This is a genomic window from Actinorectispora metalli (assembly GCF_056323685.1).
This window is the reverse complement of the sequence record NZ_JBREYE010000002.1, coordinates 824,423-837,300: the sequence shown is the minus strand read 5'-3', so window position 1 is coordinate 837,300 and position 12,878 is coordinate 824,423. Positions and strand designations below refer to the sequence as shown.

At 67.1% G+C, this 12,878-nt stretch carries 12 protein-coding genes; 8 read left to right on the top strand and 4 right to left on the bottom strand.

From position 1 onward, the window contains the following. The first annotated feature begins 253 nt into the window (after positions 1-253). Both ACU6XJ_RS24085 and ACU6XJ_RS24080 read left to right on the top strand, forming a co-directional pair. The gene (locus tag ACU6XJ_RS24085; RefSeq protein ID WP_476316015.1) at positions 254-1,423 is read left to right on the top strand and encodes a metallophosphoesterase; all 1,170 of its coding nucleotides are present in this window, start codon (positions 254-256) and stop codon (positions 1,421-1,423) included. Positions 1,424-1,464: 41 nt separating this feature from the next. Further along, the gene (locus ACU6XJ_RS24080; RefSeq protein ID WP_476316012.1) at positions 1,465-1,929 is read left to right on the top strand and encodes a peroxiredoxin; all 465 of its coding nucleotides are present in this window, start codon (positions 1,465-1,467) and stop codon (positions 1,927-1,929) included. A gap of 96 nt (positions 1,930-2,025) precedes the next feature. On the opposite strand, the gene ACU6XJ_RS24075 is transcribed toward ACU6XJ_RS24080, so the two are convergent. Continuing rightward, the gene (locus tag ACU6XJ_RS24075; RefSeq protein ID WP_476316009.1) at positions 2,026-2,907 is read right to left on the bottom strand and encodes a S1 family peptidase; all 882 of its coding nucleotides are present in this window, start codon (positions 2,905-2,907) and stop codon (positions 2,026-2,028) included. Positions 2,908-3,360: 453 nt separating this feature from the next. On the opposite strand from ACU6XJ_RS24075, the gene ACU6XJ_RS24070 reads away from it, so the two are divergent. Genes ACU6XJ_RS24070 through ACU6XJ_RS24060 form a run of 3 tightly spaced genes read left to right on the top strand, consistent with a single transcriptional unit; the run spans position 3,361 to position 5,392 of the window. Next, complete coding sequence (locus ACU6XJ_RS24070; RefSeq protein WP_476316006.1) at positions 3,361-3,822, top strand: VOC family protein; 462 nt, start codon at positions 3,361-3,363, stop codon at positions 3,820-3,822. 53 nt (positions 3,823-3,875) lie between these two features. Continuing rightward, positions 3,876-4,643: an alpha/beta fold hydrolase gene (locus ACU6XJ_RS24065; protein WP_476316003.1), complete on the top strand. Its 768-nt coding sequence runs from the start codon at positions 3,876-3,878 to the stop codon at positions 4,641-4,643. Next, positions 4,640-5,392: a 4'-phosphopantetheinyl transferase family protein gene (locus tag ACU6XJ_RS24060; RefSeq protein WP_476316000.1), complete on the top strand. Its 753-nt coding sequence runs from the start codon at positions 4,640-4,642 to the stop codon at positions 5,390-5,392. The genes ACU6XJ_RS24065 and ACU6XJ_RS24060 overlap by 4 nt, the downstream gene beginning before the upstream one ends. Here the strand turns inward: ACU6XJ_RS24060 and ACU6XJ_RS24055 are convergent. Further along, a complete protein-coding gene (locus ACU6XJ_RS24055; protein ID WP_476315997.1) occupies positions 5,382-6,032 on the bottom strand; it encodes a TetR/AcrR family transcriptional regulator in 651 nt (216 codons plus the stop codon). The two genes, ACU6XJ_RS24060 and ACU6XJ_RS24055, sit on opposite strands and share 11 nt — an antisense overlap. Before the next feature lie 92 nt (positions 6,033-6,124). Here ACU6XJ_RS24055 and ACU6XJ_RS24050 point away from each other — a divergent pair, with 92 nt between their 5' ends. From ACU6XJ_RS24050 to ACU6XJ_RS24040, 3 genes are all read left to right on the top strand, one after another. Then, positions 6,125-7,612, top strand: a complete 1,488-nt coding sequence (locus ACU6XJ_RS24050; protein ID WP_476315993.1) for a flavin-containing monooxygenase — start codon at positions 6,125-6,127, stop codon at positions 7,610-7,612. A gap of 808 nt (positions 7,613-8,420) precedes the next feature. Continuing rightward, positions 8,421-8,972 carry an RNA polymerase sigma factor gene (locus ACU6XJ_RS24045; RefSeq protein ID WP_476315990.1) on the top strand — a complete coding sequence of 184 codons (552 nt, stop codon included), beginning with the start codon at positions 8,421-8,423 and terminating at the stop codon, positions 8,970-8,972. 67 nt (positions 8,973-9,039) lie between these two features. After that, entirely contained in the window at positions 9,040-10,107 is a 1,068-nt protein-coding gene (locus tag ACU6XJ_RS24040) for a WD40/YVTN/BNR-like repeat-containing protein (RefSeq protein ID WP_476315987.1), read from the top strand. A 54-nt stretch (positions 10,108-10,161) separates the two neighbouring features. Here the strand turns inward: ACU6XJ_RS24040 and ACU6XJ_RS24035 are convergent, their stop codons facing one another. Together ACU6XJ_RS24035 and ACU6XJ_RS24030 are read right to left on the bottom strand one after the other, a co-directional pair. Next, positions 10,162-10,917, bottom strand: coding sequence for an enoyl-CoA hydratase/isomerase family protein (locus ACU6XJ_RS24035; RefSeq protein WP_476315984.1), 756 nt, complete (start codon positions 10,915-10,917; stop codon positions 10,162-10,164). 281 nt (positions 10,918-11,198) lie between these two features. Then, complete coding sequence (locus tag ACU6XJ_RS24030; protein WP_476315981.1) at positions 11,199-12,473, bottom strand: tetratricopeptide repeat protein; 1,275 nt, start codon at positions 12,471-12,473, stop codon at positions 11,199-11,201. Positions 12,474-12,878 lie beyond the last annotated feature (405 nt).

Here is a 12,878-nt window from a genome sequence, read left to right as displayed (position 1 = left end):
GCGGCGGGTGTCGCCTGTCCCGCGGCACGGGGGCAACAGTACGCACACCGCCCCGTTGTCCCGATCCGGCTCGTCCGCCGTCCGTCCACCTGGTCACTCGCGCCCTCCCGACAAGCGCAGTACCGCCATTACACACAAAGAGACGCATCAGCTACGCCGGGGTTGATTGTGCAGGTTCCGTGGAGACTCCTCCGACCGCGTCCTACCTCGTGATTCGATGGTGATCGAGACAGGCCGAAAGTGAGGGGCGCACGTGTTCTACGCGTTGGTCATCACCGTGGTGCTGGGCGGCAACGCCTACATCTGGTTACGCATGGTGCGCGACACCACCCGCCCCGGTCTGGCCAGGCGCATCGCCACCGCCGCGGTGATCGGGATCGGCTGCCTGCACCTGGTGCTGGTGTTCTTCGGCAGACCCATGCCGAACCGGATCGAGCAGTACATCGCGTGGCCGTCGTTCATCTGGCTCGGCCTTGCCCTCTATCTGGTGCTCGCGCTGCTGCTTTTGGAGATCCCCCGCTTCCTCGCCCTGCGCCGCATGCCCACGGCGGTGACCGAGCCGTCGGCCGATCCGGCGACGCCCGCTCCGATGCAGAGCAGAAGGCTGTTCATCGCGCGCTCCGGCGCGCTGGTCGCGGGCGTGGCCGCGGCCTCGGTCACCGGCTACGGCATGTCCAGCGCGCTCGGCGCCCCCGTGCTCGAAATCGCCCGCATCGCCCTGCCCAAGCTGGGCAAGGACCTGGCGGGACTGCGGGTGGCCGTGGTCGGCGACATCCACCTCGGCCTGCTGCTGGGCCGCGACCACACCGAGCGGATCGTGCGGATCATCAACGAGCAGCGCCCGGACCTGGTGGCCATCGTCGGCGACCTGGTCGACGATTCGGTGGCCGAACTCGGCGGGGCGGCCGCCCCGCTGCGCGACCTGGTCAGCACCCACGGAAGCTTCTTCGTCACCGGCAACCACGAGTACTTCATCCGCACCGAGCCGTGGCTGCGGGAACTGGAGCGGCTCGGCGTACGACCGCTGGCCAACGAGCGCACCAGGATCACCGCGGGCACCAGCTCGCTGGAACTGGCCGGGGTCAACGACATCCAGGGGCGCAGTCGCGGCCAAGGTCCGGACTTCGACCGGGCGCTCGACGGTCGCGACGAGGCACTGCCCACGATCCTGCTCGCGCACCAGCCGGTGCAGGTCGCCGAGGCGGCCCGCCGAGGGGTGGACCTCCAGTTGTCCGGCCACACCCACGGCGGGCAGTTCTATCCCGGTCACGAACTCGTCAAGCTCGTGCAGCCCGCGGTGTCCGGTCTGTCCAAGATCGGCGGTACCCAGCTTTACGTCACTCGCGGCGCGGGTTTCTGGGGCCCGCCGGTGCGGGTCGGCGCGGATCCTGAGATCACTCTGCTGGAACTCCAGCCGGAGTGAGTACGTTGCACCCACCACTCCCGCCACGCCGGAGGACGCACATGAGGCCCGGAGACGTTGTCGACGACTTCACCCTGCCCGACCAGACAGGCACCCCGCGCAGGCTTTCCGAACTGCTGGCCGACGGGCCGGTGGTGCTGTTCTTCTTCCCAGCCGCGATGACGCCGGGCTGCACCAAGGAAAGCTGTCACTTTCGCGATCTGGCGACCGAGTTCGGCGAGATCGGCGCCCGGCGGGTCGGTATCAGCGCCGACTCGGTGGAAATCCAGAAGCGCTTCGCCGACAAGCATGACTTCGACTACCCGCTTCTCTCCGACGCCGATGGCACTGTGGCCAGGATGTTCGGGGTCAAACGAAGGTTCGGCCTGATGCCGGTGAAACGGCATTCGTTCATCATCGACGCCGACCGCAAGGTGCTGGACGTGATCAAAAGCGAGTTCCGGTTCACCTCACATGCCGATAAGGCACTGGAAACCCTCCGCAAACGCAAGCATGCCGACAAATAGGGCATTATTTGTTTGAATGGAAATCACCGTCGTCGATTGTGGCTGACGAAAGCTGTGGGCGGGATACCCGGCCGAAGCCGGATACCCCGCGAGGAATCACCTTTGGGACTGAGCCGCCTCGGCGTTGTGCTTGGCAACCTGGCCCTTGACCCAGTCACCCAGCTCGCCGGTCAGCCTGCCCCAGGCTCCGTAGCTCGTACATCCGGTCTTCACCCAGGACGCCACACCGATGATCTTGCCGTCGACGACCAGCGGGCCGCCGGAGTCGCCCTGGCAGATGCCATCGTGACCATCGGCGTAGCCTGCGCAGACCATGTAGTTGTCCACGAAGTTGCCGAATGAGCTGCACGTGCCCTTTCCGTTGACCACGGGCAGGCTGGCCTTCTTGACCTGGCCGTACTCGTTCTCGCCCACGCGGACACGGCCGTAGCCGATGGCTGTGGCGGTCTTGCCGGGCTTGGACAACTCGGCGTCGGCTGAGGTGGCGAACTCGGCGTACTTTCCGTCCTTGACCGGGATGTCCTGCTTGGTCTTCACCACGGCCACATCCGGGCCCTTTCGCCAGCCGTTCGGCGGCACGTACTTCGGGTGCTGGGTGTAGGACTCGACCTCGATCTTGGTGCCGCTGGCGGGCTTGGTCAGGTCGTCTTGGCCGTAGTAGAACGACACCGCACCTTCGACATTCTTGCAGTGCGCGGCCATCAGGATCGTGCGCTTGCCGATTACGGAACCGGTGCACGATTGTCCCATCGGACGCGGACCACCTTCGCGGAGTTGCGCGATGATGAACGGGAATTCGGCGACCGAGGTGGGCTGGCCGCCAACGATCCTGCTGTGCGCGCCCTCGACGGGTGAGGTGCGGTCGGGTGTGATCGCTTGGCCGTCGTCGCCGGCGTAAGCCGCGCCCACCAATAACGGCGCGGCCGCGACAGCCGCCAGCGTAATGGCGGCGAGACGACCGAATTTAATCTTTCGCATGAATTGCCTCCGCAGGGATCAGGGGTGTCATCACGCTAAGGGGGACATCGAAACCGAACAATAAGGGTTTCCATCCGTAGCGCTACGGATTCCATAAAGATTTCTATAGAGATGAGCAGCAAAATTCCACGAACGCCAGGTCTGCAAAGGTCACACGATTGCAGTTTGATTGATATCGGAATGCGCAGCGCGGACGCGTTTGAATCCCTCCACGGTCCGGCGTCACACAATCAATTGGAGAGCCGTGATCGACATCCGCGGGCGGAACCGGTAGCCGACCCGCCCTCCAGGCTTTCGCGGTGCCGAAGGCGCCGCGTGTGAACCGAACGAGCGCCTCACTTCAGGCAATCGATTTCAGTTATCACTGAAGCCTTCGATGACACAAACCTCTGTAACCGTGGATTATTGCCGCGGCAAAAGGTGTTGCAGAGGGCAACCGGATAGAGGGAAGAGATGGCGACGATCAACGGCTTGAACCACGCCGTCCTGTGGGTGCGGGATGTGAACCGCTCATTGCGCTTCTACCAGGAGGTTCTCGGCTTCCAGGTGGTCGAGCGGCCCGCCGAGCAGGCGGTGTTCCTGCGGGCGGCGGGCTCCCCTGAGCACCACGATCTCGGGCTGTTCGGGGTCGGCGAGAACGCAACACTGCCCGGGCCGCGAGCGGTCGGGCTGTACCACCTAGCCTGGCAGGTGCCGACCATCCACGACCTGCGGGAGTTGCACGACCGACTGGCCGCCGAGGGCGCACTCGTCGGCGCCACCGACCACCGGGTATCGAAGTCGCTGTACGCCAAAGACCCGGATGGCATCGAGTTCGAGGTGATGTTTCTGCTGCCCAGAGACCGCTGGGCGGAGTGGGAAGGACAGCCCTCCGCGCCACTCGACCTGGCGCGCGAAGTCGCCACCTGGGGCTAGATCACGCCCACGGTGCTGGTGGTGACCACGCAGGCCGGGCACTATGGGCGACGATGTCTGATCATGCGCTGAGGGTGCGCACCGGGGGCTCAGGCGAACCGGTGCTGCTGCTCATTCACGGTCTCGGAGCCACCGCGGAGGTCTGGGACGGCCTCACCGACCTGCTGGCCGAGCACTGGCCCGGCCGCTGGATCGCGCCGGACCTGCCGGGACACGGCGGCTCTCCCCCGGCGGGCCGCTACACCTTCGGCCACCTCACCGCGGCCGTCGCCGACACGGTGCCCGCCGGGGCGCCGACGGCGGTCCTCGGCCACTCGCTCGGCGGCGTGCTCGCGCTGACGATGGCCAGCGGGTGGTTCGGCCCGACGCCTGCCGCGGTGTGCGGCCTGGGCATCAAGCTCCGATGGAGCGCGGACGACCTGGCCAGGGCGGCGGCGTTGGCGGCCAAACCGCAGCGGGTGTTCGCCACCCGAGCCGAGGCCGCCGACCGCCAGCTCAAGGTGTCGGGGCTGGTCGGCCTGCTCGAGCCGGACGATCCACGGCTGGAACCCGCGCTGGTCCGGCAAGACGACGGGTGGCGGGTCGCGCTCGACCCGGCAGCGCTCGGAGTGGGCGCGCCCGATATCCCGGGGCTGCTGCGGGCGGCGAAGTGCCCGGTGGCGCTGGCGGCGGGCGAGAACGACCCGATGTGCCCCGCCGAGCACCTGCACGCGGCGCAGGCATCGGGCAGGCTGCTGACCGGCGTCGGGCACAATGCGCACGTGGAGGATCCCGCCGCGCTGACGGAACTGATCGCCGGTCTCCGCGAGGCTGTCCGATGACCGCCGCGGACGCCCGCCGCGAACTGCGGCTGCCCGAACTGACCGCCACGCACTGCCATGCCTGGCATGCCGACCCCCGGCAGGTCGATCCGGCGCTGACGGACCTGCTATCGGCCAAGGAGCGCGAGAAGATGGCGCGCTTCCGGCAACCCGCCGACCAGGACCGCTACCTCGCCGGACACGCCCTCATCCGGCTGCTCGTCGGCGGCTACACAGGCGTAGACGCGGCCGCGCTGGAATTCGAGTCGTGGTGCCCCACCCACGGCATCGGCCACGGCAGGCCGCGGTTGGTCGGCGAGAACCGCCCGTTGGAGTTCTCGCTGTCGCACTCCGGCGACCGCATCGTGGTCGGCGTCGCACGCCAGGACATCGGAGTGGACGTCGAGGCCGAGCAGCGCAAGGTCGAGCCGTCGCTGATCGACTACGTGCTCTCACCCGAGGAACGCGCCGCCTTCACACCCGTGCCGGAGGAGCGGCGCATCCATGCGTTCCTCACCTACTGGACACGCAAGGAGGCCGTGCTGAAGGCTACCGGCCATGGGCTGGCGATCGGTCCGTCCAGCCTCACGCTGTCCGCCTACGACACCGAACCGCGGCTGCTCGGGTGGACCGCGAAGGCACCCCACCCCGGGTCCATCCGGCTGTTCGACCTCAACGTCGGGGCGGGCCACCTCGCCTGCGTCGCGGTGCTGGCGGACGGCGAGTTGACCATGACCGGCCACGACGCGAGCGCACTGCTCAGTCCATAAGGTCCTGGACCGTCGAGGCCAAGCCGTTCCAGCCCAGCTCCACGATGTACTGGGCGGCGTCCTCGGCGGTGATCTCCGGCCGCTGCATCCGCAGCATCGCCAGCTTGTCGCAGCAAGCGATGATCATCTGCGAATACGCCGCCACCCGGTTCTCGTCCAGCTTCGGCAGGAAGCCGCGGACCAGGGCCGCCACGAAGTCGGTCTGCTGCTGGTAGGTGGCCTCGACCGCCTCCCCCGCCTCGCCGGTGGCCACCACGCCCTCATTGCGCAGCACGCTCCAGGCCTGGGTGTGGGACTCCATGAACTCGAAGTAGCCACGCAGACCCAGCCGAAGGACCTCCTCCGGGGAGGTCGCGCCTGCTACCGCCTCCTGCGTCGCCTTGAGAAGCTCGCAGCGGATCCGGGCGATCACGCCAAGCAGCAGTCCGTCCTTGGAGCCGAAGTACTCGTAGAGCATCGGCTTGGACACGCCGACCCGCTCCGCGATCTCGTCCATGGACGCGGCCTGGTAGCCGCGTTCGGCGAACACCGCCTCCGCGACCACCAACATCTGCTGCTCGCGGTCGGCACGGGACATCCGCTTCCGGGTGGGCTTCTGGCCGTTCCGGGCGGGGTTGAGGGGTTCGGCTTTGCTGGTCACAAGGCGATTCTACCCGCAGACCTACCGCCAGTAACCTACTTCGGGTAACCTACTCACCAGTACAAAGGTTACAGCCAGGAGGTTGGCCCGAAATGACTACCGCGCAGCGCTCGCCGCAGACCACCACCAGGACGGGTGTGGTCATCGTCGGCACCGGATTCGCCGGGCTCGGCATGGCTGCCACGTTGAAGAGGGCGGGCAGGCACGATTTCGTGATCCTGGAGAAGGCCTCCGACGTCGGCGGCACCTGGCGGGAGAACCAGTACCCCGGCTGTGCCTGCGACATCCAGTCGCACCTCTACTCCTTCTCCTTCGAACCGAACCCCAACTGGTCGCGGATGTTCGCGCCGCAACAGGAGATCTGGGACTACCTGCGCAAGGTGACCGACAAGTACGGTCTGCGCCGCCACATCCGGTTCAACTCGGAGGCCGTGGCCTCCGACTTCGACGACGCCAGCAAGACCTGGACCGTCACGATGGCCGACGGCGCCACCATCACCGCCGACGCGGTGGTGCTCGGCCTCGGCCCGCTGCACAAGCCGAACTACCCGGACGTGCCCGGCCTGGCGAAGTTCAAGGGCAAGACCTTCCACTCCTCCACCTGGGACCACGACTACGACCTGACGGGCAAGCGGGTCGCGGTGATCGGCACCGGGGCCAGCGCGATCCAGTTCATCCCGGAAATCGCGGACAAGGTCGCGCAGTTGCACGTCATCCAGCGCACCCCGCCGTGGATCATGCCCAAGCCGGACCGTCCGGTGCCCCAGTGGGAGCAGCGCCTGTTCAAGCTCTTCCCGCCCGCCCAGCGGCTGTGGCGCAACGCCATCTACTGGCTGCTGGAGACCCGCGCGGTGGGCTTCTCGGTCAACCCTCGGATCATGAAGGTCGCACAGAAGCTGGCCGAGGCACACATCGCCAAGCAGGTCCGCGACCCGAAGCTGCGCCGGGCGGTGACGCCGAACTACACCATCGGCTGCAAGCGGGTGCTGATCTCCAACGACTACTACCCGGCACTGCAGAAGCCGAATGTCAACGTGGAGTCCGATGGGCTGCGCGAGGTCAAGGCCAACAGCATCGTCACCGGTGACGGCACCGAGCACGAGGTCGACGCGATCATCTACGGCACCGGGTTCCACGTCACCGACGCCTACGACGACGCGCACATCGTCGGCCGCAACGGGCTGAAGATCCAGGAGGCCTGGAAGGACGGCTACGAGGCCTTCTACGGCATGACCGTGGCGGGCTTCCCGAACATGTTCATCCTGGTCGGCCCGAACACCGGACTCGGCCACAACTCGATTGTGTTCATGATCGAGGCGCAGGTGAAGTACGTGCTCCAGGCGATTGAGCAGATCGAACGCAACCGGGCCAAGACCATCGAGGTGCGGCCTGGCGTGCAGCGCAGCTTCAACAAGCGCATTCAGCGCCAGCTGCACAAAGGCATCTGGGAAGAGGGCGGCTGCAAGAGCTGGTACCTCGACGCCAATGGCGTGAACCGGACGCTGTGGCCGGGGTTCACCTGGCGCTACTGGCAGCAGACCCGTCGCCTCAACCCGGCTGACTTCCAGTTCGAGGCCTGAGTACTTCCACCACAGGTGTGGTGACCACCTCCCGCGGTCACCACACCTGTGGTGGCGGCTATTTTCAGGGCGCATTGGTCGATCACTGTTGGCACTCCTGAGACAAAAGAAGGGTGCCATTCTCGCACTCAGGTCAGACTCATGACCCGAATGGCCGCAGCTTGCGGTTACTCACTGGTAATTCGCGCTGCGGACATTTCCGAGTCGTTTCCGCCGCGCACAATCGGGTAGTCGTCGAAAGGGAACCTCCGCCACCCACCACGTGATCACCGGGAGGGGACCGACCGGTGATCCGACAGTGGGTGGCGGAGGTGTAACCGCAGCGATCGCCTGGCAGATCACAGGGGTCGGACCTGCCGAAACGATTACAGCGGTAGAACAACGTTCAACCGACTACGCGAATAATCCCGCGTAGGGCAACCGGCAGGATCGCCTGTCGCCCCACTCGAATCGCACAGCTGCCGAGGTTGTCCTGAGCCGCTTGCCACAGTTCTTGATTGACTTACGAACTTCCCCGCGGGAGCTCACTGTGATACGGAACACATCGTGCTCCGCCATAGCAATCGCGGGCTTCACGCTGTGGGCGCCATCATAGGACATAGGGGTAGTTTTGACTACGTGACGTGATTAACTCGCCACATTATGCGATGCTTCAGATGTTCGCCCGTAGAAGTAAAGGATAGAGATGTGCACGCGCGATTGATCCTCGTCGGCACCGCTCGTCCAACAGGGGTAATTAACCGCTAAGCAAATCTCTGGGTTGTTTGGCGGTCAGGGTTAAGACATTTGAGTGAGGGGCCACGTCATAATGCGGGCACAACCAGGGAATGTGAACACCTTAGTTCCAAATATATTTTGGGAGGAGTGCATCCGAGTCAGGCCGTATCTCGTCCGTGTCGCCACCCGATACTGCGCGGCTCCCGCCCAGGCGGAAGACATCGTGCATGACGCGCTCATTCGGGCGGCCGAGTTCGCCAACCTCGACATGACCAGGCTCAGGCCGTTTCTCGTGTCGGTGGTCAAACGGCTCTGCGCGGACGACGCACGTCGCCGAATGGTGGCGACCCGACTCGGCACCCACCCTCGCCTCCAGCCAGGAATCGTCGAAGACCCGGCGGACACCGCCTGTGATCGGGCAGAGGCCCGATGGCTCGCGGCCCGGCTGAAACTACTGTCACAGCGTGATCGCCAAATGGTCCTCATGGTCGCGAACGGACTGGGACACGGCGAAATCGCCAAGAAGCTGAACACCACTCCACGCGCGGCGCAATCGGCGCTGTGCCGCATCCGCCGCCGGATCCGCATCAATTGGCTGGGGCAGCAGCAGTATTCCCCCAACCTGGTCGGCGCTGCCGGGTAGCTCGAATTCCGTTGCGGCCAAATGGCTGATGGGCGCGAACCGCCTGTCTCGGCTAACTTGCGCCGCTATGAGGTGGATTTCCCGCATCGCCACGACCGCGATGCTCTGCACCACGGCGTTCGTACCGACCGTCGGCACTGTTGCCCACGGCGGTACGACCGCCCACCCCACGCCCGCGTGGGAACTGCTCGACTCCGGCTCGGATGCCCAACTCCGCGGCTTCTCCCCCGTCAGCCGCCGCGTCGCCTGGGCGAGCGGCAGCAAGGGCACGGTTCTTCGCACCGTCGACGGCGGGGCTTCCTGGCAGTCGGTGGGCCCCCCGGACACGGCGGCGCTGGAGTTCCGCGATATCGAGGCCTTCGACGCCCGCCGGGCCGTCATCCTGTCCATCGGACCCGGTGACTCCTCGCGGATCTACCGGACCGAGGACGGCGGCTCGTCGTGGCGACTCGCCTTCAGCAACCCCGACCCCGCCGCCTTCTACGACTGCTTCTCCTTCTCCGACCGCCGTCACGGTCTGGCCATGAGCGACCCGGTGGACGGTAGGTTCCGCGTGTTGTCGACCTCCGACGGCGGCCGAAGCTGGGAGGTCCTGCCAGCCACCGGCATGCCCGAGGCCCTGCCGGGCGAGGCGGGGTTCGCCGCCAGCGGCCAGTGCCTGGTGACGCTCGGACGGCACGCGTGGATCGCCTCCGGCGGCGGCGCGAAGGCCAGGGTCTTCCACTCCGAGGACCGCGGCCGCACCTGGTCGGTGGCCAACACTCCCCTGGCCAGTTCTCCCAGTAGCGGCGTCTTCGGGCTCGCCTTCCGCACCCCGCGGCAAGGGGTCGCCGTCGGCGGCGACTACGCCAAGCCCGAGACGGCGGTGGACAACCTCGCGCTGACCTCCGACGGCGGTCGGGCCTGGCACGCCTCCGGTGTACTGCCCGGCTACCGCTCCGGCGTCACGTTCCTGCCTTGGCACCGAGACCGGGTGATCGCCGTCGGCCCCACCGGCAGCGACCTGAGCCTCGACGGTGGTCGGCGGTGGACCTCGTTCGACACCGGCAGCTTCGACACTGTCTCCTGCTCTCTCGACGGAGCGTGCTGGGCATCCGGCGCCAAGGGCCGCATCGCGCGCCTGGCGTGGCGCTGACCAACCTTCGGATGGAGTGAGCCGTGCTGCGCGCTCACTCCGTTCGTCGGCCGCTCAGGATTCGAGGAAGCGCCTGATGCCGTCGCGAAACTCGGCGTAGGCCACCGCGTCATCGGTGGATGCGCCTTGGGCAGCTGAGCGAGCGGGCTGCACGACGGCGAGGATGGCCCGCTTGGCGGCCACCAGTGCCGCCCGCGGCTGGGCGGCGATCTGCTCGACCACCTGCCGCACCGCGGAGTCCAACCGGTCGTCGGCGGCGACCGCGGTGGCGAGCCCGAGCGCCACGGCCTCGGCGGCGGTCACCAGCTTGCCGGTGTAGAGGAGTTCGGCAGCGACCCCGGCACCCGCGGCCGAGACGAGGCGTTCCGCGAAGGCCGGGCTGGGGAGGATGCCAAGGCGGGCGATGGGCATCCCCATCCGCGCGGATTCCGCGAGCACCTGAAGATCGGCGGTGAGCGCGAGTTGACAGCCCGCGCCCGCGGCGGCGCCCCGGACGGCGGCGACCACCGGTACGGGAATCCGCTCGACGGCCTGGAACGCGGCCTCCATGGCGGCGAAGCTCGCGTTGACGCCGGCGAGGTCCGCAGAGATCCACTCCGTCATGTCCGAGCCCGCGCAGAAGGTGTCGCCCCGGCCATGGATGAGGACGGCGCGCACGTCCTCGCCCGTACGGAGCTTGTCCGCGATGAGTTCGAGAGACTGCCAGTCAGTGCTGGTCAGGGCGTTACGGCGAGAGCCGGTGCCCACGGTGATGGTGGCGAGCGGCCCGTCGAGGGACAGCTCGACGCCGGCCTCGATGTCCGCGCCCACGCGATCAGAGTAAGGCGGATGTACCGGAGGCGAACCCGGACTGAGCGCAGTCCCACACCAAATTTCAGGGTGCGGACAGCGCGTCGAAAGTCTCGTTCAGTGCCGCCGCGCGCGTCGAAGTTCTTCATTCAACGCGGGGGAAGTGCCTGTCAGGCCGTTCCGCACAGTGGAGTCGGGATCAGGATGGGAGTCGGATCAACGCCTCAAGGGCCGGGCAGTGCTGTGGAGTGGAGCCGGACAAATGCCATCAGGATGGGCGGTGCTGTAGGCGGTTTACTCCGTCACAAGCCGTGGCGGGCAAGCTCGGCGAGCAAGTCCCGGTCTGCGGCGTGCCGCTGTTTGATGCTCTCCAGGTACTTCGTGAACGCGTCAGGGCTTCCGCTGCGCACGGTGAGATCCCGCAGCTGCTCCAGCAGCACCGCGACCTGGTGGTCGGCACCGGAGTCGGGTGAGGTCAGGCGCCGTTCCACCAGCCTGCGGAACACGCCGATGGCCTCCGCCGGCTCGGTCTCCGCGCGGCGTTCGGCCAGCGCCAGCCACACCTCGTCGGAACAGCCGCGCTGCTGGGCAGCCGCCCACGCCGCGGCGATCTCGTTCTCCCACAGCAGGATGCGCACCAGCAGCGTGTTTCCCTGGCGGCTGCTGCCTTCCTCTCGCAGCCGTTGTAGTGCCCATTCCCGCACCTCCGGCCACCGCCCGGAGGGTTCGGATAGGGCCCGCAGCCGCATATAGGTGTCCAGCCCTGGGCTCTGGGTGAACGCCGCGCGGCGCAGTTGCTGTGCTCGGTCGACCCAGCCAAGGCGCAGGCATTCGTCCACCGCGAGATCTATCAGCCGCGCGGCGGCGCCGCGGCCGCGGGTGGCGGTGAGGCCGCGCTCCACCCAGTCCAGCGCCTCCTGCGAGCGGCCCGCCTCCTGCAGGGTGGTGGCGATGCGGAGGTACTGCCAGCCGCTGGACAGGTCGGTCTCCAACACCTGGATGGCCAGGTCGATATCGCCGGTGTAGTCGGCCAGTTCCTGCATGATCTGCAACACCGCCATGCGGTGCCGCTCGAAGGGCACCTGCTGGCCGAACTCCACGACGGGCAGCGCGGTGCAGAGGCGTTCGGCTGCCTGCCGATAGGCGACCATGCCTTCGCGGCCCAGCAGTTCCGCGTAGCTGCCGACGGTGGCTCGGGGCCCCTCCGGGTGCTCAAGGCGCAGGCGCAGCAGCCAGGCCGCCAGCCGGTGCGGGTCGCCGCCCGCGACCCGGACGGCCTTGCGGTGCTCGGTGAGTTGCCGTTCGCCGAGGCTGCGGAGTTCACGGGCCAGCCTGCGGTGGCGGTCGGCGGTCTCCCCCAGCAGGAAGATCGCGTTCTCCAGCAGGTCGACGGCGGTCCCGGCCCGACCGCCGGACACCATGAAGGGCAACGGGCGCAACAGGTCTTCCAGCCTGGCACGCAGGGCCGCGGGTTCCTGATCCCCAGGGATGGAGCTCAACTCTCGGGCTAAGGCCGCCTTGATGTCGTCGGGGTCCGGGACATCCGGCGCGCCGGAGCTGTCCGATCTGTCGTTCACCAAGGCATCAAACCGCAACGGGGTGGGCACTGCGGCAGGTAATGACCATTTGGAGCATCGGTTGCACCCGGGCGTAGGCCGAAACGGGGCCGGTCCGGGTGAGCGACTCGGACCGGCCCCGTCTCAGCTGGCCCGGCAGGGCCGATGCGGAAGCGGTCACGCCTGGCGCGGCGGCGCGACCGTTCCGACTCGGCATACCGCCAGCGAGGGCAGCGGCGGGTACCGAGTCTTGAGGGCGACTATCACTCTATCGAGTGACCGTCGATTTCCATATTAAATATCTTAGGCCTAAATTTCGAGACTTCTTCGTGGCGCTTTCGTGCCATCTGCTCTCTTCGGCCGGCGCTCTTGGGTCTTGGCCGTTACTGCACCGTGCTGGCGGTTGCAACTTCCTGGCAATTACTG

Bases quoted from the DNA above. Each gene is read 5' to 3' on its own strand.
- ACU6XJ_RS24050 (WP_476315993.1), top strand. From the start codon at position 6,125: ATGACTACCGCGCAGCGCTCGCCGCAGACCACCACCAGGACGGGTGTG.
- ACU6XJ_RS24070 (WP_476316006.1), top strand. From the start codon at position 3,361: ATGGCGACGATCAACGGCTTGAACCACGCCGTCCTGTGGGTGCGGGAT.
- ACU6XJ_RS24040 (WP_476315987.1), top strand. From the start codon at position 9,040: ATGAGGTGGATTTCCCGCATCGCCACGACCGCGATGCTCTGCACCACG.
- ACU6XJ_RS24065 (WP_476316003.1), top strand. From the start codon at position 3,876: ATGTCTGATCATGCGCTGAGGGTGCGCACCGGGGGCTCAGGCGAACCG.
- ACU6XJ_RS24075 (WP_476316009.1), bottom strand. From the start codon at position 2,907: ATGCGAAAGATTAAATTCGGTCGTCTCGCCGCCATTACGCTGGCGGCT.
- ACU6XJ_RS24060 (WP_476316000.1), top strand. From the start codon at position 4,640: ATGACCGCCGCGGACGCCCGCCGCGAACTGCGGCTGCCCGAACTGACC.
- ACU6XJ_RS24080 (WP_476316012.1), top strand. From the start codon at position 1,465: ATGAGGCCCGGAGACGTTGTCGACGACTTCACCCTGCCCGACCAGACA.
- ACU6XJ_RS24045 (WP_476315990.1), top strand. From the start codon at position 8,421: ATGCGGGCACAACCAGGGAATGTGAACACCTTAGTTCCAAATATATTT.